Source organism: Wolinella succinogenes DSM 1740 (assembly GCF_000196135.1).
In the GTDB taxonomy this organism is placed as follows: Bacteria; Campylobacterota; Campylobacteria; order Campylobacterales; family Helicobacteraceae; genus Wolinella; species Wolinella succinogenes.
This window is the reverse complement of record NC_005090.1, coordinates 715,998-734,855: the sequence shown is the minus strand read 5'-3', so window position 1 is coordinate 734,855 and position 18,858 is coordinate 715,998. Positions and strand designations below refer to the sequence as shown.

Sequence of the window (18,858 nt, the reverse complement as noted above, 5' to 3'; positions counted from 1 at the left end):
TATATTAAAGTTGCTCCATTTTTGAGCAGACCAAAGGGTACATTTTCAATGAGCTCATGTTACAATTTTGACCAAAACAGAAGGAGAGCCCTTTGAGAGACTCTATCCGTTCACTCATCGAAGAAGACCGCCTCTTGACTCTCTTTCAACCGATTCTCTCCATCTCGGGCAAAAAAATTTTTGGACTAGAAGCCCTCTCTCGAGGCCTAGCGCTAGATGGCTCCATCATCCCTCCCCTGGAGCTCTTTGGGCGCGCCAAAGAGGAGGGGGTCGATTTGGATCTTGATGCTAGGGCACGCCAAAAGGCGATTGAGCGCTTCCTGCCTCGCTTTCATCAAAACCCCCACCTCCTGCTCTTTCTCAACTTTGAATCCCGCCTCATCGATGAGATTCCCCTAGAGCGCTATCAGTTTGCCAAGTGGCTAAGCGAGGCGGGAATCCCGCCCAAAAATATCGTCCTTGAGGTCAAAGAGGATGCCATAGAAAAGAGTGAGCACTTGGAGGCTTTCTGTCTTCACTTCAAAAATCTAGGTTTTAATATCGCCCTTGATGACTTTGGTGCGGGGAATTCGAGTTTTGATCGCATCGCCTTGGTTCGCCCCGACCTCATCAAGATCGACAAATCCCTCATTCGAGATGTGGATAAAAACTACTTCCATCAGCAGATCATCCGTGCTATCGCCAACATGGGAAACAATATTGGCGCACTCGTGCTAGCCGAAGGAGTGGAGAGTAAAGAGGAGGCGCTGGGGTGTCTAAAGAGGGGAATTTCACTTTTTCAAGGATTCTACTTCGCCACACCCTCCCAAGAATCGTGTGCGCTTTCTGAGCTTCATGACAAAATTGAGCGCGTGGGTGAGGCGCTGGAGGCTTCGATTCGCACTAAGCTTCAAAGGCGCACGGAGCTCTTTTACAAGGCTGAAGAGATCATCTCTCATATCGAGAATCTCATCCATCACACCCCCGCAGAATCGTGGAAAGAGAGACTTCTTGCTTCCCCTTGGCTCTCTTTAAGGCTTGAGGCGATCTATTTTCTTGATATGAGGGGTCGCCAAATAGGCGAGACAATCATGCTCCAAGAGACGCGCTCCTTTTTTGAGCCCGCCCAGCCAGAGAGCGACCACTCGCTCAAAGAGTACTTTTACCTCACGAAAACTGCTCTAGAGAAGGCTCATCTAACCAAACGCTATATTTCGCTCGCCTCAGGCAATATCTGCCGAACCTACGCCAAAAGAGTGGGAAAAGAGAGGGAGGAGATGATTGTTTGTATCGACTTTAGGGAAAGAGGGGGGGGGGAAGAGACTATTTAGTCTCTTCTTGGGTGATCCTCCACCCTCCTCCAAGCGCTTTATAGAGTGTCACCACGGAGGTGGCAGTCTCTAGCTTGGCACTATTTAGGGCTAGTCTAGCGTTTAGGTAGCCACGCTGGGCATCCAGCAGATCAAGATGACTGAAATGGCCCTCATCAAAACGCTTTTGCGCAATCTCTAGGACGCGATTTTGTGAGGTGGTTTGACTTTGAAGTGAAAGCAGACGCTTGTTTGCCACCTCCCTCTTTACAAGAGCGTCTTTAACCTCGCCAAACGCCTGTCGAATTGTTGCCTCATACTCAATCTCCGCACTCTCTTTTTGGGCTTTGGCGCTCTCCACTTTGGCGCTGGTGCGACCAAAATTAAGGAGTGGCGCACCCAGATTCCCTCCAAGACTCCACATCTCGCCTGAGGGGCGCATCAAGCGATCAAGCTCGGCACTTTGATAGCCCAAAACACCTGAGAGCGAGAGGGTTGGGAAGTAGGCAGCCCTAGCCACCCCAATAGAGTAGTTGGCCGCTTTGAGTTTCTCTTCGGCCACTTTAATGTCCGATCGATGCGTCAAAATCTCCGAGGGAAGCCCCGCGGGCACTTCAGGCAGCGCAGGAAGCACGGAAGCAAGAGAGAAGCTTTTCTCAAAAATCTCTTTAGGGGTTCGCCCTAAAAGAATCGACAGCGCCGTGGCAGCCTCTGATTCTTGTCGCTCATAGAGATAGAGATTGGCTTTGGCGCTCTCTAGCTCCACCCTGCTCTGCTCCATAACGATCTCACTAATGGCACCCAAACCATGTTGTTTGAGCCGATAATCGTAGCTCTTTTGATAAGAATCGACCGTCTCTTTGAGGATTTGGATTCCCTCTCTTAGGGTGATGAGATTAAAATATCCCTCCGCCACGCTTGAGGCAACGGCCAAGGCGATGGTCTCTTGATTGGCTTCATTGGCTAGCAAAAGCGCTTCGGCCGAGCGTTTAGAATCTCGTAGCCGCCCCCAAAGATCAATCTCATAGCTTAGCACACCACTGAGAGAGAAGTTGTTATAGGTTGCTCTTGTCCCTACGGGATAGCTCTCATCGCTGGTTTTTTTACGACCCGCGGAACCTTCCGCATCAAGCGATGGATAGAGATCCGCTCTCGCACCCCCAAGAGTCGCTCTAGCCAAAGAGACATTGGTTGCCGCCACCCTCAGATCGCTATTGTGCACCAAGGCCTCTTTGATGAGCTCTTCTAGGAGAGGGTCTTTAAACTCACGCCACCACTCCACATTGATCACTTCCATTGTCTTGGCCTCTTTAGCGAGTGCCAAAGGAATCTCTACGGGCTTAAGCTCTAGTTTGGGGGACATGGAGCACCCCGCTAAAAGCAGAGCTCCCGCCAATATCACTGCTACATTACGCGCCATGAGTCACTCCTCCTTTCTTTGAGCCCCTAAAACGCTCATTGAGTCTCTCTAAAAGGGTGTAAAAGAGCGGAACAAAGAAGATGGCAATCGTGGTTGCCGCCACCATTCCTCCAATCACCCCCGTGCCAATGGCATGGCGGCTTGCCGCTCCCGCTCCACTGCTGATGGCCAACGGAATCACCCCAATCGTGAAGGCTAGCGAGGTCATGACAATAGGCCTAAAGCGCAATCTTGCCGCCTCTAAGCTCGCCTCAACGATAGAGAGTCCCTCTTCTCGTTTCTGCATCGCAAACTCTACGATCAAAATCGCATTCTTAGCTGAGAGGCCAATGAGCATCACCAGACCAATCTGGAAATAGACATCATTGCTAAGTCCTCGTAACCAAGTCGCACTAATCGCTCCAAAAACGGCGAAGGGAACCGCTGTAATGACCGCCAAAGGCATGAGCCAACGCTCATACTGAGCCGCTAGAATCAAGAAGACAAAAATAAGCGCAAAGATAAACGCTTGCATTCCCGTGCCGCCCATCTCTTTTTCTTGATAGGAGGAGCCTGACCAAGCGATCGTGTAGCCCTCAGGCAACACCTCTTTAGTCACCTCTTCAATCGCCCTTAGCGCATCCCCTGAGGTGTATCCAGGCTTGGGTTCACCCAAAACCTTAGCCGCGGGGAAGAGGTTGAAACGATCCACCACATCCGCTCCAAGGGTTCGCTCAAAAGTGAGCAACGAGCTTAGAGGAATCATCTGCCCACTAGAAGAGCGAACAAAGACCTCAGAGAGCTTCTCAGGACCCGCTCGATAATCCCCTTCAGATTGGATATTGACCTGATAGGTTCGTCCATAGAGGTTGAAATCATTGACATAGACCGAACCAAAGGTCGCTTGCATCGCGCTAAAGACCTCAGAGACTCCGATACCAAGCGACTTGGCCTTTTCTCGATCCAACACGACACTATATTGTGGGACATTCATATCCAGCGTGCTTCTCACCATCACAAGCTCAGGGCGTTGATTGGCCTTAGCGACAATCTGATTCACGTATTTATTGAGCTCTCCATAGCCCATACCTGTTCGATCCTGCACATACATCTCAAAGCCGCCCGTCACGCTTAGACCCATAATGGGAGGAGGATTGACCGCCAGGATGAAAGCCTCTTTATTAGGATAGAACATCCCCGTGAACTGCGAGGCAAGATTTTGTGAATGTTGCGCGGGATTTTTTCTTTGGTCCCAATCCGTAAGTTCCACAAAGGCCACACCCGCGTCAGACTTCCTTGCAAAGGAGATCAAGTCCATCCCCGCAAAAGCAATCACGTGCGAAACATTGGGATTCTGCCCTAAAGCACCAGAAATCGTGTCTCGAACATCCACCGTGCGGTGGAGCGCTGAGGCAGAAGGGAGGTAGCTAAGGATGAAGAGCACCCCCTTATCCTCCGTGGGCACTAGTGAGCTTGGCACCCTAGAGAAAAGGTCAAAGGCTACATAGATGATTCCAACCACGAGCAAAAGACTGATCGCTACATATTTAAGCACCAGCCTCACCCCTTGGGTAAAGATTCTCGTGGAGAAGTCAAAAAACTCATTGAACTTTCGCACAAACCAAAAAGGCTCCGAATCGTGCTCTTTTAAAAAGACAGTGCAAAGGGCTGGCGTGAGCGTCAAAGCCACAAAGCCCGAAATAGTGACCGAGACCACAATGGTCATGGCGAACTGTTTATACATCTGCCCCGTGAATCCCCCCATGAATGAGACGGGGATAAAGACCGCCGCAAGCACCAGCACGATGGAGATAACAGGAGAGGTGACCTCTTGCATCGCTTTGATGGTCGCCTCTTTGATAGGCAAGCCCTCGGTGCGATGGATTCTCTCCACATTCTCAATAACGATGATCGCATCATCCACAACAATTCCAATGGCTAGAATCAGACCAAAAAGCGTGAGAAGGTTGATAGAGAATCCTAGCGCATACATCCCCGCAAAAGTCCCGATAATCGAAACAGGCACCGCCAAAAGCGGGATGATGGTCGTCCTTAGGTTTTGCAAAAAGAGATAGACGATGAGCGCCACTAGTGCCATCGCCTCAATAAAGGTCTTGATCACCTCTTGGATAGAGATCTGAACAAACTTGGTCGTATTGTAAGGAATCGCGTAGCTCATCCCTGAAGGGAACTTCTCCGCCAAGCGATCCATCTCCGCGTTCACAAGTCCCACTGTCTCTAGAGCGTTTGCTCCAGGCTGGAGAAAGACCCCAATAGGCACGGCAGGCTTTCCATCCATCGTCGCATCAAAAGTGTAGGATTTGGCTCCAAGCTCCACGGTTGCCACCTCTTTGAGGCGAAGAGTCGCTCCACTCTTGTCCGCTCTTAAAATGATATTCCCAAACTCCTCCGCATCCACCATGCGCCCTTTGGTGGTGACTGTATAGGTAAACATTGGCTTGTTCGCGATGGGCTCTTGTCCAAATTGCCCCGTAGCAAACTGAGAGTTTTGCTCTTTGATCGCCGCGATCACATCATTGGGTGTAAGCGAGTGCTTAGCGAGTCGATCAGGTTTAAGCCAAACTCGAATCGAGTAATCTTTCCCTCCAAAAAGGACAATATCCCCGACTCCTTTAACCCGCTTCAAGTCATCCACGACGTTAATGAGGGCGTAGTTGGAGATATAAAGGGGGGTTTGAGAAGAATCGGGAGAGTAGATGGAGAGAACCTCCACAATACTTGAGGATTTCTTCCTGGCGGTGACCCCTTGCCTTTGCACTTCTTCGGGCAATTTGCTGAGCGCCGCCTGAACGCGGTTATTGACATCAATGGTCGCTTGATCAGGATCGGTTCCAATCTCAAAATAGACATTGAGATTCATCTCACCCGTGGAGGTGGCGACAGAAGAGATGTAGATCATATTATCCACGCCATTAATCTCTTGCTCCAAAGGAGCTCCCACGGTCTGAGCTAGCGTGTCTGCGCTCGCCCCCGGATAGTTCGCCGCGACTTGCACCTGAGGAGGCACCACCTCTGGATACTCCTCAATCGGAAGCGTCTCAATCGAAACCAACCCCGCCAAAACGATGATGATAGAGATCACCGAGGCAAAAATGGGTCGCTCGATAAAAAATTTAGAAAACATTAATCTCTCCTATCGACTTGCACAGGAGCGCCAGGACGAATCTTTTTGAGGTTGCTCACGATCACAAGATCATTCTCATCTAGCCCTTCGCTCACAATAAAACCTTTGGAGGTGGCTTGCTCAATCACGATGGGTTTCATCGCCACCTTATCCTCTTTCACCACATAAACAAACGCTCCTTGTGCTCCTTGCATCACCGCTTCTTGGGGGATGATAGCGCTATTTTCGCGCATCAAGCCCTCAATTCGAACACGGACAAATTGCCCTGGAAGAAGGATGCGATCGCTATTGCTAAAAATGGCTCGCGCTTTGACGCTTCCTGTGGTCTCATCAATCACGCTATCGGTGAAATCAACCCTTCCTTTATCGGAATAGACCACTCCCTCTTTGGAGAGGACAGTCGCTTTAAGCGCCCCTTGAGCGGCCTCTTTCCATGTTCCTTCGCGAAGCGAGTAGGCTTGCTTGAGGCGCTCAAGATCAGGAATCGCAAACTCCACATGAATAGGATCAAGCTGCGTGATGGTGGTCACCACGCTATCCGTGCTAGAGCTATTGACATAAGCACCCACATCTTTGGCCTTCATCCCTGCCACCCCGCTAATGGGAGCCGTAATAGAGGTGTAACCTAGATCGATTCGGGCATTTTCTAGCGTTGCCTTAGCACTTGCCACATTCGCCAATGCCATCTCATAGGCGGCTAACGCATCATCACGCTCTTTCTCACTCACGGCCTTCTCATCAAAAAGTCGCTTGATTCGATTCCACTCACGCTCACTCTGCTTAAGCGTTGCCTCGCGCACGCCCAACTGAGCGCTTGCCTCATTGAAAGCCGCTTGAAATTTCGCGGGGTCAATCTTAAAGAGCAGGTCCCCCTCTTTGACGAGTGCCCCCTCGGTATAATGTTTCTTTAGCAAGGTTCCGCTCACTTTAGCGCGCACCTCAACCTGCTGGATGCTTTTAATTTTCGCAGGATACTCCAGCGGAATCGCTGTAGCCCCTTTTTTCACACTCACCACATCCACGTGAGAAGGAGGCATTCCACCGCCTTGGGCAGGCTTTTGCTCATTCGCCCCGCACCCTACTAACCAAACCAAGCTAAGTGCTAGTATCGTATTTCTTACCATCGGTGTTTCTCCTCGTTTAAAAGACTCTTGAAAAAATCAAAATTTTTCTTCCAGAGATATTTGTAATGTAACGTACGCTACACTTTAAGAGTCGGGATTTTATTCCTTTTTACCCCTTAAAGTCAATTAGAACGTTTTGTGATTCCATACAAAAAGATATGAATTGCCTCTCCTACGACTCTTTGGCGCTCTTCAAGACTCAAATTCATAGGATGACCCAGCGCAATCGAGCGAAAGTGAAAAGGCTCTTTGACCAAAAAGATGAATCTCGCCGCCGCCAAGGCAATATCCTCGATAGCTATCTTGCCCTTTATGTGCTCCTTGCGGAGGAATCGCTCCAAAATCGCCTCCGATTTTCCCGGCCCATGCCGATAGAAAATCTTCCCGAGCTTGCCTTCATTGCGACTCCCCTCCGCCATCAAGATTCGAACCATCGCCACCGAATCACACTTGGCGAGCATATCAAAAAATTTCATTCCAAAGCGCCATAAAAAGCTCTCAAGATCTTGCTCCTCGCTGGCTTTGGCCTCCTCTTCGAGCTCGGCAAAAATCGCTTCAGATTTTCGCTCCAAAATCGCCTCAAAGAGATTCTCCTTGTTGCCAAAAAGCTTGTAAAGCGTCGCCAAGGATCCTCCTGCACGCTTTACGATCTCATTGACACTGGCTTTTTCAAACCCCTGCTCCAAGAAAACCTCGCACGCGGCATCCAATATTTTGTCATATCGCGCCATAGCCCTTGGGGTGAGTTCGCTCTTTTTCACAACCGAATCCTTCCAAAACAAAAGTAGAGAATCATTAAAAACGGAAGGATTATATCAAAATGTAGTGATCATTACAATTCTATCGAAGAGGGGGAGGAGGAGTTATGAAGGACAAGCCTTTTGCTGGGGAGGAATCTTGACATCCACCATTTTGATATTCTCCAGAGCCTTCTCCCTAAACCAATCCTGAGGCGCGATATAGTAGTGTGACCAGACCCCTTTACGCTCTTTTTCAAGGTAGCCCGCTTCCATGAGAATCTTGAGGTGTCTAGAGAGCCTAGATTGAAGCATTCCCAAAGAGAGCTCAAGGTCACAAACACAACTCTCACCATACTCTTGAAGGAATCGAAGGATAAGCACTCGGGTTTCATCATTGAGCGCAGAGATCGCTCGAAGATAGTCTTTGGGTTGAATTTTGGTTTTTTCCATATTTTGTATCGCCTTTAGAGTCGCTGCTAACGCAATGAATAGAGACTTCGACTTAAAAAATGCGATATTATAATATATTTATATCTATTTGATTACCAAATCAATGCTCTATCTTGAATGAGTTATGCGGGGGTTAAGCCCTCGCATAACTTCGGATATAGAACACTTTCGCTTTGGTTCCTTTGTGAGGAAGAAGCGTCTCTGCAGGATATTGAGCCAAAAGCTGACTCACAGAACTTTTGGGATCATTCAGATCGCCAAAGATTCTTGCATCTCCCGGACAAGAGACCACGCAATGCGGCATGAGGCCTGCCTTGACTCGATGATCACAAAAACTGCACTTCTCCACCAAGCCTTTAAAACGTAATGCCTCATAGGTTTTACCTCGCTCCACGTTAAAGTATGGGTAGGGAGCACCTGACTTATCCGCCATCTCCTTGGGTGAAAACATCCCCATTACCGTAGGCTTAGTAGTCGTCCACTTATAGTGAGGTTGTTTGGAGTTGTAGTAGATGACGTGATAGGGGTCTGCCAACATACAGCTCTTGCACCCAATGCACTTATCAGCATTGTGGAGCGTCATGCCACTCTCTTTATCTTTATACATCGCTCCCGTTGGACAAGCCCTCACACAAGGAGCATCATCGCAGTGATTACAAAGAGTGGGTCTATAAGTAAAGCCTACATTAGGGAAAACCCCTGTGGTCTCCACCACGTGATTTGACCAATGGATTCCCACGGGTGTATTGTTTTCGCTTTTACAAGCCAAGTCGCAGGCGCCACATCCAACGCATCGATTCAGGTCTATGACCATTGCATAATTTTTTGCCATCACTCAAACCCCTCCCTTAAATCTTTTCAATTTTTACACGAGCTGTGCCGCCATGCCGAGCGGTTGAGCCACTGAGGCGATCATATTCATGAATATGGATATCGTTGTTGTTTGTCCCTCTTGGCTTGCTTCCAAACTTTTCGCTCGCCACACTTCCATACGCCCAGTGACCTTGACCATAGCATTTGACGACGATTCCAGGTCTGATTCCCTCCCAGAGCTTCACCTCGGTCTCAATGGAGGCTTGAGTGCCTACGATACGAATCCTATCACCTGTCTTGATTCCAAACTGTTTAGCTGTTTCGGGATTAATCTTGGCCACATCCTTCTCAATCTCATCACCCGGATCCACATCTTTGTGCTCGTAATACCAAGGAGCATTTTGGCTTCTTCCTTCTCGATTGAGTCTTGAGCGATGCTCCGCAAAAATGAGGGGATAGATTTTGGGATCGCCATATCTTACGCTTGGCTCATAGTGCGGCACAAAGACACGCTCACCCCTAGCGGTATTATTAGAAGCTTCAATCGCCTCATCAATCGAAGAGAGCTTATTCTTCTCGACATGCTCCTCTAAAACTTTTTTGAGCGTTTCGCTATAAAACTCAAATTTTTTGGTTTCGGTTTTGAAATTGTCAATCTTCTTGCCAATACTGTAGCGCTTGGTGCTCCAGACTCCCTTCTCTAAAAGCTCTTTCCAACTATTAATAGAATCGCCCTTGTCATTGCTGCTACCGTCCCAAATGGGCTGGGTGAAATACTTCACAGAAAAAAGATCGAACTCTTCGGGCGTGGAGGGAATCTTTCCTGTTTCAGGATCTTTGAAATTCTCCTGATAATATCTCAAGGGAGCGTCATGCCCTTTTTTAGCCAGCGCCTGAGCGATCATGAAAACAATCTCCGTCTCATCGGTTTTGGCTTCACCTAAGGGCTTAACCATAGGCTGATGAATGCTAAGGTAACCATGGAGATTCTGTTTATTTTTAGAGAATCCGTAGCGCTCAAACATATGCATTTTTGCAGGCAGAACGATATCAGCATACATGGTCATCTCTGCCATGTGAGTGGTAATGTGAGCATAGAAAGGAAGTTTCTCCATCGCTTTTTCCCACAAGTGAGTGCCATTAATCGAGAAGACAAAGTTATTCCAATAGCCAATCGCCATCTTTAAATCATAAGGTTTCTCATCCAAGATGGCGTTAGCTACGTTAGCGGTAACGACCCCACCCCCTGTCTTTTTATTGAGCGCTGGGAATTTAGGGGTTCCTCGCTGATCGATCTTTTTTTGCTTGAGTGCGCTAGCGATCTCTTCAGAGAGATAGGGTTTGATATCAGGGGTCTTGCCGCTTGGCACCGAAGTTCCTTGCAAGATTCCGCCCACGCTATCGCAAGAGCCTACCAAACCATTGAGCGCATGAGCCGCCATTGAAGCATAGCTTCCGCGAATCTGCATACAAGCTCCAGGGCTAACCCAAGAGATAGCTCTGCTTCCCGCCGCAGCAAACTCCAAGGCCACCTGTCGAATCTGCTTAGCGGGAATCCCCGTGATAGGTTCAGCCCATTCGGGTGTCTTATCAAAGAGCTCAAGATTCCACCACTTGACCACTCCATAGGTGTGCTTCTCTTTAAATTCTACAGGAATGATCTTTCCTTCCACTTCGATGCTCTCAGGCACTAACTCACCTGGCTTGAAGTAGTTGTGACCATCTACAAAATCACCCACATAACCCTTATTCCACGCACCGCCTGCAAGAATCACATGGGCCATCGCCACTGCCAATGCGCTATCTTCGCCGGGAATAATGGGCAACCAGTGGTCTGCCTTAGCCGCCGTGGCTGAGAGCCTTGGATCAATGATGGCGATTCTTGCCTGATCCCTCACCTTGCCCCAAATATTAATAAAATGGGGAACTTGACGATTTGATGCCAGAGGATCCGCCCCCCACCCAAGAACATAACGAGTGTTATCAAGGTCAAAGTCTGCATAATCCCAAAGCGCCTCTGTATAGTACCGTCCAAACTTCTCCGCTTCAGCGCAGATGGAACTATGGGAAATATTATTGGGGCTTCCGATAAGCTTAGGAAAGGTGTTATAGAGAATCTCATTCATATGCGTGTATCGGCCCCTAAAAAGGGCAAACTTGTGAGATTCTCCTGATTTAATCAACGCCATAATCTTATCTGCAATGGTATCGATTGCCTCATCCCAGCTAATGGGGACAAACTGAGGGTCGATTCCTTTTCCTTTTTTAGGATTGGTTCTCTTAAGTGGCGTCTTCACTCTATCAGGGTCATAGACCTGTTGGATCGCCAAATGGGGTCGGGGGCAAATCTTTCCATGATTGCCTTTGGCATTAGGATTCCCTCGAACCTTAACCAGCCTCCCATCCACAACATAGCCCTGAATAGAGCACCAACTAGTGCATCCTTGACAGGTGCTAGCGACCCATTTCCCCACTTCGCCTGAAACCTGCGTGTTTGCCTCAATCTCTGGAATCTGAGCAATTCCCACGGCTCCAGCAGTGAGTGCTGTTGCCTTTAAAAAGTCTCTTCTATTGATCTCCATCACAACCCTCCTTAGTGACTTGCCAGATATTCGATCTGACCGACATAAACCACGACATACTTAAGCACAAAAGAGCCCACCAAAATCATAATAGTGCTCGCTAACGCAATATTTTTCGCCAACCCCTCTTTGGAAAGAATCGACTTGACAAAGAGAACCAAAGGTACAAGAGATCCGATCACAAGAGCAACCAGATAGAAGTGGATTCCATAATGAGCGTGGAGATAGTCTAGTGAGGCCTTTGATTCAACCCCTAGGGCTCCAAGTCCATAGACCCATCCAAACGCCGCAGATAAAACCCCCACAAGTGCCACGGAAATCGCAGATAAAACCCACAGAGGAGCCTCTCCGCCACCCCTTAGAGTCGCCACGAGATAGGTGAGCGCAAAACCTGAAGCGATGGAGCTTGCCAAAAAGAGCAGAGGAAGGGCCCCATTCCACGCCTCTCTACCTGTTCCATAAAGAAGCATTCCATGATAGAGTCCTGTAAGAAGCGCCAAAAACCCTCCCGCAAGAATCAAGAATTTAGGCCCTTCGCACGATTCTCCCTGACAGGAACAGCTCTCATCGCATTTCACCATGAGGTAGGCAACATAAAAGGCAATCGCTACAAAAATGGCTTGCAAAAAGACCCCCAAAGACATAATCGAAGCAGGATTGATATTGATGAGGGTTCGCACCGCATTAAAGGGGCGTCCAATCTCAAGCAACAAGAATATCAATCCCAGCGAGACAAACAGAGGTGCAAGAACAAACCCTCCCTTATACACAGGCTTGTTAGCCTCTTTATCCAAGAAAAAGAGGAGCGCTGACAAAATAAATGCTGCTACTCCAACACCTCCTAAAAATAGGTCGATAGCAACCCGATAATCCCACAAAACATGACCGTCCATGTGTTTCACTCCTTGATTTGGATTTTTGATGTGCAGTACAAACTGATAACTAAATGCCCGAAATTTTGACCCGACTAAAGCCCCTCCTTATGAGTGTAATTGAATCAATCTCGGTAACGATATATCAACACTTCTTGATATTTTGTTAAAGAAATATTTTATCACTCTCTATTCAATCTTAATTAATCCATTGTTTGTTGCACAACAAATCAAAAATTAATTTACTTTTTATAGTTATATATCAATATATTTTGATAAAATCATTCACTCGCAATCATCCCCCATGGTTGCGAGCTCTGGGCGAGTGCGTGATTGCATAATTTTCCTCCTTCCCTCTCCCCGTTTTTTTGTGTAGTTCTGCACGGCTCGCCCTCCTAGCTTAAAATAATTATTAGATATATTGATATATTTCGTTATATTGCTATATACTAGGAGCAGCAAACCTTCAAAAGGAGTCACCCAAGACCATGAAAAAGAGTCCTATTTGGCTTATTCCCTATTTAATACCCCTTTTTTTGGGAGCAGCCTCCCTTAAAATCACAGGGGCAAGCACGATTCAGCCTATTATCGAAAAATCCGCCTCAGAATACGCCAAAAATCACTCTGTCGCCTTCAACATTAGCGCCGGCGGAAGCGGAAAAGGAATGAAAGATTCGATTGAACACCTCAACGACATTGGCATGGCTTCTCGTAGCCTCAGCGCTAAAGAGGAGCAGTCACTCATCAAGGTGACCATTGGCTTTGACGCTCTGGCCATCATCGTCAATCAACACAACCCCCTGACCGCCCTCACCCAAAAGCAGGTCGCCGATATCTATAGCGGCAAGATCAGGGAGTGGCGAGAGCTTGGATGGAGCGAAGGGGGGAAGATCATGCTGATAAACAAAGAGATTGGACGAAGTACTCTAGAGCTCTTTGAGGGCTACTCTAAGCTCACCCACCCCAATCGCCCCAATGCCAAACTCGAAAACTCCATCGCTAAAGAGCGCTTTGATATTGGCTCCAATCTCGAATCCATCACACTCACCGCAGGCATGAAGTCCGCCATTGGCTATGTCTCCTCAGGCACAGCCGATCTCTCCATTAAGGCGGGCTCCCCTATTAAGATTCTCTCTCTAGATGGAATCGTTCCCACCAAAGAGAGCATTCAAAGCGAGAAATATCCTATTGTTCGAGGTCTCAATCTTGCCTATCATAAAAATGCCGAAAACCCAGAAATCGCCCCTTTTATTGATTTCATCCTCAGCCAAGAAGGGCAAAAGATCGTCCAATCTTTTGGATTTTTGCCCATTACAAAGGATAAATGATGCTTAAAAGTCTTAAATTTAAGCTACTTTTTCCCTATTTTATTGTCGGACTGATCAATTTTGTCGTTTTTGCCTCCATCTACTGGATGATCTTCTTTAAGATTTATGATCAAATTGGAATCAAAAACACCCTCCATGACATAAAAGTTTCCGTTTATCAAGTCGCCTCCGAGATCAAAACGGGAATCTTGATGAATGAAGAATCCTATTTTATTCAAGCCTCTCTCACTTCGCTGGCCATCTTTGATGGAATCGATCGTATGAGCTATAAAGAGAGGGAGGTAAGCGCTCTCCTCCACGAGGAGTACACTAAATACTATGCCTCTTTGGTCTCCATTAGCTCACTCTTTTTAGAGCAACGCAAAGAGGAGGCCAACCAGCGCCTCTCTCAGATCAACGCCTCCCAAGCCAAGATCGATGGCAAACTAGCCCATATCGAAACCCTTATTAATCAAAGCATGGAGAACACCCAAAGTTCAATACAAGCTTTCATGACTCTAGCTTCCCTGCTTTTCACGCTCCTTTTTGCGGGAATCATTGGGATGGTCTTTAAGATCACCGCCGACTTGGCCAAAACGACCGATTCTCTAGAGGGATTAGCCAGTGGAGAGGGAGATTTGACCCTTCAAATACCCGTTCGAGGGGATGATGAACTAGCCAAGGCTACTCGCTCCATCAATAAATTCATCCACAAAGCCCATGAAATTATCTCCGATTCTAAACAGGTCTCAGTGCAAAATCTCACAGTCATTGGCGAGGTGGTGCGGCGCAATGCCAAGGTCTCTGTTGCCATCGAAAATGAGAATCGAAGCCTAGAGCAAATGATCAATGATGCCAAAGAGATCAAAGCCATCTCTTCGGCCACCAAAGAAGAATCAGTCCACACCTTAACTCAACACCAAGAGACGGAAAATCAGCTTGAAGAGGTAAAAAATCGAATTGATTCGATGAATGAAACCATCCAAACCCGAGCCAAAGAACAGCTCGACCTTGCTCAATCGCTTAGTGATCTTGCCAAGCAAGCCGATAATGCCAAAGAGATTTTGCGCATCATCGGAGATATCGCCGATCAAACCAACCTTCTAGCGCTCAATGCCGCCATAGAAGCCGCAAGAGCGGGGGAGCATGGAAGAGGATTTGCCGTGGTGGCGGATGAGGTGAGAAAGCTAGCCGAGAGAACCCAAAGTAGTCTCTCCGATATTTCAGTAACCCTCAACACCATCAACCAAGGCGTTAAAGATTCCAGCGCTACGATGGATAAGAACGCCCAAAGCATCACTGCACTCATTTCCATCGCCGCTTCGATTCAGCAGACCATCCAAGAGACCGAATCCCTCATGTCCCACACAATAGAGAGCTCGAAGATGGCCGCGCAAAACTCGGAACGAGTGGACGCAGGAACAGATCAGATTCTCAAAGAGGTGGCGAGCATCAAAAACCTCGTGGACCACAATCTCAAAGAGCTTCAATCTGTCTGTGGAGAAATCACAAGCCTTCGTGAAAAATCGACCGCGCTTAACGCTAAGCTCAATCAGTTCACGACCTAGCGCGATGAGTCGCGATAAATCCAGCTACAGCACTCTTAATCTCCTCTCGAATGAGGGCGACTACACTCCTTTTCTCTTCTTCGCTTCCTGTGAGCGAGGAGGGATCTTTGAAACTCCAATGGATTCTCTCTACCGCTCCCGGAAAGAGAGGGCATCGCTCCGCACTGCTCTCATCACACACCGTGATCACATAGTTGTAGCGTTTGCCCTGCTTGAAAAGCTCAAAAACACTCTGGGGGGTATGATGGCTAATATCAATCCCAACCTCTTGCATCGTGCTCACCGCTAGAGGGTTAAGAATCCCCGGCTCAAAGCCTGCGCTCTCCGCCTCAAACTCCTCTCCCCCTAGGGCGCGCAAAAAGGCTTCAGCCATCTGGCTACGGGCACTATTATGAATACAGACAAAGAGGACTTTAGTCTTGTGAGCATGGCTCATGGGAGTTCCTTTTTTGAAAACTTTTTCTCTTTCGATCCCCTATAATACGCCATCTCGGTAACTTTACCATTACATCTTCATCTCTTGATCTCTTCCAAAAACTCTTTGGCATTAGCTCCTCGAAGATAGCCCACCATCCCTAACATTCCGTCGCTTAAATATCGCGCCTTAAACCCCTGAGTCACCAAATAGAGGCGCGCCATAAGAGCTCGATCATAGTGGGGACAAATCGTAATAATCAGTCGTTTTTTATCCAGCTCTCCCAAGCGCCCAGGGAGCTCAGGAAGGGGGATGTGTTTACCAAATCCCAAGCGCCAAACCTCCCACTCTTCCTGAAAACGAATATCCAAAATCTCCGCCTCTCCCGCTTCATAAAGAGCAAGCGCCTCCGCTAACTTAATCTTCATCTCTTCACGCTCTTTGTAATCAAAGCGCTCTAAATAAGAGCCAAGCTCCAGCGTCTGCGCCTGTAAACCAAGAGTCATCACAACCACACCAAAGAGACTCTTCCATCCCCTCATTTTATCTCTCCTTTATTAGATTCCATACTTTTGCACCAACTCACGCAACTCCAATTCGCCCAATCCTCCCACATGACGCCAAACTTCTTCCCCTGAAGCGTCATAGACGATTTGAGTCGGAATCACTTGAATCTTAAGAATCTTGGCTACTTCACGCTCTTCATTGAGATTAATCACAAAAATTTGATGGCTGGGATTCTCTTGGTGGAGCTTATCGATCAGCTGCTTCATCTCGATACAGGCATAGCAGGAGCTTGCCCCTACTTCAAGCATCAAGCTTTGCCCCTGCCCCCTTAAGGCCATCGCTTTAGCATAGGGCGAGGATATGGGAATCGCCTCTTTTTGATTCCCACATCCTAGCAAAAGCCCTACCAAAAGCACACTCCCTATTCCTCTTAGCATCCCCCTCATCTATCCCTCGCTCTCTTGAAGAATCTCCAAAATATCAATCGCACAACAGCGCCCTTTAGGGTTGAGCTCTCCGCATCTCCCTGCACTTTTGCACGCCCCTGTTGCCTGAGCCACCTCGCGAACATTTGTTGCCCCTTGCTTGATAGCCTCGATGATCTCTTGATAGGTTACTCCCTCGCAATAGCAGACTAAATCATCCCCCTTGAGACTCCTAGTCTGAGATTCAGAGAAACCCTCCTTGGGCAAACCCCCATCACAGCACGAACACCTATCCTGATTCATTCTCTTCTCTCTATTTTGATCACAGCTGTAACCATCCTTGGTAGAAGAAATAGCCTGCCACCACCAACATCATCCATGCTAATATCTTCCTCAAAAGCGTAGAAAATCCTCCCCAAAAAGAGCTTGAAGCGATTTTTTGGGCAAAACTGACCCAAACCCCTGCCATTAAAAGAAGCAAAGAGTGTCCCAAAGCAAAGAGGAGCACCGCCACATACCCCTCGCGTCCTTCTAGGGCTGATGCCAAAGCAATAATGGCCACCAAAGGGGCAGAGGCACAAGGAGTGCTCACCAGTCCAAAAATCACCCCCATCCCAAAAACTCCAATCCATCTCCATCTCAAAAGAGGCTCAAACCAAGCCCCCCTATGAGTCATTTCGGGCAGCCATCCCATCGCATAAACCCCTAAAAGCATCGCCAGCACTCCTGCACCGCCATAAGCCCACAAAGGAGCAATAGAAAAGAGAAATCCCGCCTTAGCCACTAAAAGTGCTAGCAGGAAAAAGCTCGTCGCCACTCCACTTGCAAAAAGGAGCGAAAAGATTAGACTGAACAAGAATCGGCTCTTCTCATTCATCTTTGCGCTCAATCCCAACGCACTTCCCACCAAGAGCGGAACGCTCACAATCGAACAGGGGGCAAGCGAAGTGATCGCCCCCGCACCAAAAGCCCCCGCATAAAGCCAAAAGCCTCCACTTTCAAGCCAGCTTAAAACCAGCTCCTCCACCCTACTCCTTCCCCTCTAAGAGCACCCTCTTTAACTCATCCACGCTGGGCACTTTGCCACTAAGCTTCACCACACCATCCACCACTAGCGCGGGCGTGCTCATCACTCCATAGCCCATGATCTTTTGGATATCCTCCACCTTCTCAATCTGTGCGAACTTGCCACTTTGGGCTACCGCCTCTTTGGTCGCCTCAAAAAGGGCTTTGCATTTGGTGCACCCTGTGCCTAGAATTTCGATTTTCATGATGAACTCCTTTTAGTGCAAAATAAAATTAAAGAGATAGCCATTAATGATGATTCCAAGGGCGGTGATTCCATAAAAAAGCGCCAAGAGCTTCCAGCTCATAAGGCGTTTGAGCATGATTCCTTCAGGCAAAGAAAAGGTGCTCGTGGCCATCATAAAGCTAAGGGCTGTGCCAAAGAGCATCCCTTTGTTAATCAAAACCTCTACCAGTGGAATGATTGAAACGGCGTTGTTGTACATCGGTGCACCAATAAGCACCGCCAAAGGCACCGCGTACCAAGAATCGCCTCCCGCCCACTTAAGCACAAACTCGCTAGGCACATACCCATGAATAAACGCCCCAAGACCAATTCCAACCAACACAAAAGGAGCAATCTTTTTAAAGAGCTCTAGGGTGTGATTCCACGCCTCTTTGATGCGCTCCAAAAGCTTGGGAATCTCTACCTCAAAAGCACTGGAGGCGGGTTTCACTTCGATGAGAATCTCTTTCTCCAACCTCATTCTCCCAAGAATAATTCCTGCCACCACCGCCACAAGAATCCCAAGTCCCGTATAAAGCAGCGCCACTTTCCAGCCAAAAAGCCCTAAAATCAACACAAAAGCGATCTCATTGTTCATGGGTGCCGAGATGAGATAACTAAAGACCACGCCCAAGGGAATACGCGCCTGCAAGAATCCAATAAAAAGGGGAATGGCACTACAACTGCAAAAAGGGGTCACAAAGCCAAAAATTGCCGCCATGATATGCCCTAATAGCGGACTTTTATTCGCCAAATAGTCTCGCACCCTCTCTATAGGAAAGTAGCTCCTAAGGAGTGAAACCAAAAAGACCACCCCCAAGAGCAGGGCAAAAATTTTGCCTGTGTCATAGATAAAAAAATGCGCCGCCTCAATGAGAGGATTGCTTCGATCCAGCCCTTCAAACCATCCATCCACTAGCTCTAACCACAC

18 protein-coding genes are annotated in these 18,858 nt (G+C 48.0%); 3 read left to right on the top strand and 15 right to left on the bottom strand.

Annotated elements, in window-relative coordinates; genetic code table 11:
- Nucleotides 1-92: 92 nt before the first annotated feature.
- A complete protein-coding gene (locus WS_RS03710) occupies nucleotides 93-1,310 on the top strand; it encodes an EAL domain-containing protein (RefSeq protein WP_011138684.1) in 1,218 nt (405 codons plus the stop codon).
- Here WS_RS03710 and WS_RS03705 read toward each other — a convergent pair.
- From WS_RS03705 to nrfD, 8 genes are all read right to left on the bottom strand, one after another.
- Complete coding sequence (locus WS_RS03705; RefSeq protein WP_011138683.1) at nucleotides 1,303-2,709, bottom strand: efflux transporter outer membrane subunit; 1,407 nt, start codon at nucleotides 2,707-2,709, stop codon at nucleotides 1,303-1,305. The two genes, WS_RS03710 and WS_RS03705, sit on opposite strands and share 8 nt — an antisense overlap.
- The gene (locus WS_RS03700; protein WP_041571733.1) at nucleotides 2,699-5,833 is read right to left on the bottom strand and encodes an efflux RND transporter permease subunit; all 3,135 of its coding nucleotides are present in this window, start codon (nucleotides 5,831-5,833) and stop codon (nucleotides 2,699-2,701) included. Before WS_RS03700 ends, WS_RS03705 begins: the two co-directional genes overlap by 11 nt.
- Nucleotides 5,833-6,870: an efflux RND transporter periplasmic adaptor subunit gene (locus WS_RS03695; RefSeq protein ID WP_049770641.1), complete on the bottom strand. Its 1,038-nt coding sequence runs from the start codon at nucleotides 6,868-6,870 to the stop codon at nucleotides 5,833-5,835. The genes WS_RS03700 and WS_RS03695 overlap by 1 nt, the downstream gene beginning before the upstream one ends.
- Nucleotides 6,871-7,079: 209 nt before the next feature.
- Nucleotides 7,080-7,718 (bottom strand): TetR/AcrR family transcriptional regulator, encoded by a 639-nt coding sequence (locus tag WS_RS03690; protein ID WP_011138680.1) that lies wholly within the window; start codon nucleotides 7,716-7,718, stop codon nucleotides 7,080-7,082.
- 102 nt (nucleotides 7,719-7,820) lie between these two features.
- Nucleotides 7,821-8,147 carry an ArsR/SmtB family transcription factor gene (locus WS_RS03685; protein ID WP_011138679.1) on the bottom strand — a complete coding sequence of 109 codons (327 nt, stop codon included), beginning with the start codon at nucleotides 8,145-8,147 and terminating at the stop codon, nucleotides 7,821-7,823.
- Between the two features lie 133 nt (nucleotides 8,148-8,280).
- Nucleotides 8,281-8,979, bottom strand: coding sequence for a 4Fe-4S dicluster domain-containing protein (locus WS_RS03680; RefSeq protein ID WP_011138678.1), 699 nt, complete (start codon nucleotides 8,977-8,979; stop codon nucleotides 8,281-8,283).
- 16 nt (nucleotides 8,980-8,995) lie between these two features.
- The gene (locus tag WS_RS03675) at nucleotides 8,996-11,542 is read right to left on the bottom strand and encodes a molybdopterin-dependent oxidoreductase (protein ID WP_011138677.1); all 2,547 of its coding nucleotides are present in this window, start codon (nucleotides 11,540-11,542) and stop codon (nucleotides 8,996-8,998) included.
- Nucleotides 11,543-11,553: 11 nt separating this feature from the next.
- Entirely contained in the window at nucleotides 11,554-12,435 is an 882-nt protein-coding gene (nrfD, locus tag WS_RS10565; protein ID WP_011138676.1) for an NrfD/PsrC family molybdoenzyme membrane anchor subunit, read from the bottom strand.
- Nucleotides 12,436-12,902: 467 nt separating this feature from the next.
- On the opposite strand from nrfD, the gene WS_RS03665 reads away from it, so the two are divergent.
- The gene (locus WS_RS03665) at nucleotides 12,903-13,742 is read left to right on the top strand and encodes a phosphate ABC transporter substrate-binding protein (RefSeq protein WP_011138675.1); all 840 of its coding nucleotides are present in this window, start codon (nucleotides 12,903-12,905) and stop codon (nucleotides 13,740-13,742) included.
- The gene (locus WS_RS03660; RefSeq protein WP_041571732.1) at nucleotides 13,742-15,289 is read left to right on the top strand and encodes a methyl-accepting chemotaxis protein; all 1,548 of its coding nucleotides are present in this window, start codon (nucleotides 13,742-13,744) and stop codon (nucleotides 15,287-15,289) included. The genes WS_RS03665 and WS_RS03660 overlap by 1 nt, the downstream gene beginning before the upstream one ends.
- Here the strand turns inward: WS_RS03660 and WS_RS03655 are convergent.
- The 7 genes from WS_RS03655 to WS_RS03625 form a co-directional block, all read right to left on the bottom strand.
- A complete protein-coding gene (locus tag WS_RS03655; protein ID WP_011138673.1) occupies nucleotides 15,279-15,725 on the bottom strand; it encodes an arsenate reductase ArsC in 447 nt (148 codons plus the stop codon). The two genes, WS_RS03660 and WS_RS03655, sit on opposite strands and share 11 nt — an antisense overlap.
- 77 nt (nucleotides 15,726-15,802) lie before the next feature.
- Complete coding sequence (locus WS_RS03650; RefSeq protein WP_011138672.1) at nucleotides 15,803-16,246, bottom strand: rhodanese-like domain-containing protein; 444 nt, start codon at nucleotides 16,244-16,246, stop codon at nucleotides 15,803-15,805.
- A gap of 15 nt (nucleotides 16,247-16,261) precedes the next feature.
- On the bottom strand, nucleotides 16,262-16,657 hold the full coding sequence (locus WS_RS03645; RefSeq protein ID WP_011138671.1) for a thioredoxin family protein: 396 nt from the start codon (nucleotides 16,655-16,657) through the stop codon (nucleotides 16,262-16,264).
- Nucleotides 16,658-16,939 (bottom strand): (2Fe-2S)-binding protein, encoded by a 282-nt coding sequence (locus WS_RS03640; RefSeq protein WP_011138670.1) that lies wholly within the window; start codon nucleotides 16,937-16,939, stop codon nucleotides 16,658-16,660.
- 19 nt (nucleotides 16,940-16,958) lie between these two features.
- Nucleotides 16,959-17,663: a cytochrome c biogenesis CcdA family protein gene (locus WS_RS03635; protein ID WP_011138669.1), complete on the bottom strand. Its 705-nt coding sequence runs from the start codon at nucleotides 17,661-17,663 to the stop codon at nucleotides 16,959-16,961.
- Between the two features lies 1 nt (nucleotide 17,664).
- Nucleotides 17,665-17,907, bottom strand: a complete 243-nt coding sequence (locus WS_RS03630; RefSeq protein ID WP_011138668.1) for a thioredoxin family protein — start codon at nucleotides 17,905-17,907, stop codon at nucleotides 17,665-17,667.
- Nucleotides 17,908-17,919: 12 nt separating this feature from the next.
- Nucleotides 17,920-18,858, bottom strand: a complete 939-nt coding sequence (locus WS_RS03625; protein WP_041571731.1) for a permease — start codon at nucleotides 18,856-18,858, stop codon at nucleotides 17,920-17,922.

What these genes read in the sequence shown, in the direction of transcription:
- WS_RS03705 (WP_011138683.1), bottom strand. Translation starts at nt 2,709, where the DNA reads ATGGCGCGTAATGTAGCAGTGATATTGGCGGGAGCTCTGCTTTTAGCG.
- WS_RS03700 (WP_041571733.1), bottom strand. Translation starts at nt 5,833, where the DNA reads ATGTTTTCTAAATTTTTTATCGAGCGACCCATTTTTGCCTCGGTGATC.
- WS_RS03695 (WP_049770641.1), bottom strand. Translation starts at nt 6,870, where the DNA reads ATGCCTCCTTCTCACGTGGATGTGGTGAGTGTGAAAAAAGGGGCTACA.
- WS_RS03685 (WP_011138679.1), bottom strand. Translation starts at nt 8,147, where the DNA reads ATGGAAAAAACCAAAATTCAACCCAAAGACTATCTTCGAGCGATCTCT.
- WS_RS03680 (WP_011138678.1), bottom strand. Translation starts at nt 8,979, where the DNA reads ATGGCAAAAAATTATGCAATGGTCATAGACCTGAATCGATGCGTTGGA.
- WS_RS03675 (WP_011138677.1), bottom strand. Translation starts at nt 11,542, where the DNA reads ATGGAGATCAATAGAAGAGACTTTTTAAAGGCAACAGCACTCACTGCT.
- nrfD (WP_011138676.1), bottom strand. Translation starts at nt 12,435, where the DNA reads ATGGACGGTCATGTTTTGTGGGATTATCGGGTTGCTATCGACCTATTT.
- WS_RS03665 (WP_011138675.1), top strand. Translation starts at nt 12,903, where the DNA reads ATGAAAAAGAGTCCTATTTGGCTTATTCCCTATTTAATACCCCTTTTT.
- WS_RS03660 (WP_041571732.1), top strand. Translation starts at nt 13,742, where the DNA reads ATGCTTAAAAGTCTTAAATTTAAGCTACTTTTTCCCTATTTTATTGTC.
- WS_RS03655 (WP_011138673.1), bottom strand. Translation starts at nt 15,725, where the DNA reads ATGAGCCATGCTCACAAGACTAAAGTCCTCTTTGTCTGTATTCATAAT.
- WS_RS03650 (WP_011138672.1), bottom strand. Translation starts at nt 16,246, where the DNA reads ATGAGGGGATGGAAGAGTCTCTTTGGTGTGGTTGTGATGACTCTTGGT.
- WS_RS03645 (WP_011138671.1), bottom strand. Translation starts at nt 16,657, where the DNA reads ATGAGGGGGATGCTAAGAGGAATAGGGAGTGTGCTTTTGGTAGGGCTT.
- WS_RS03640 (WP_011138670.1), bottom strand. Translation starts at nt 16,939, where the DNA reads ATGAATCAGGATAGGTGTTCGTGCTGTGATGGGGGTTTGCCCAAGGAG.
- WS_RS03630 (WP_011138668.1), bottom strand. Translation starts at nt 17,907, where the DNA reads ATGAAAATCGAAATTCTAGGCACAGGGTGCACCAAATGCAAAGCCCTT.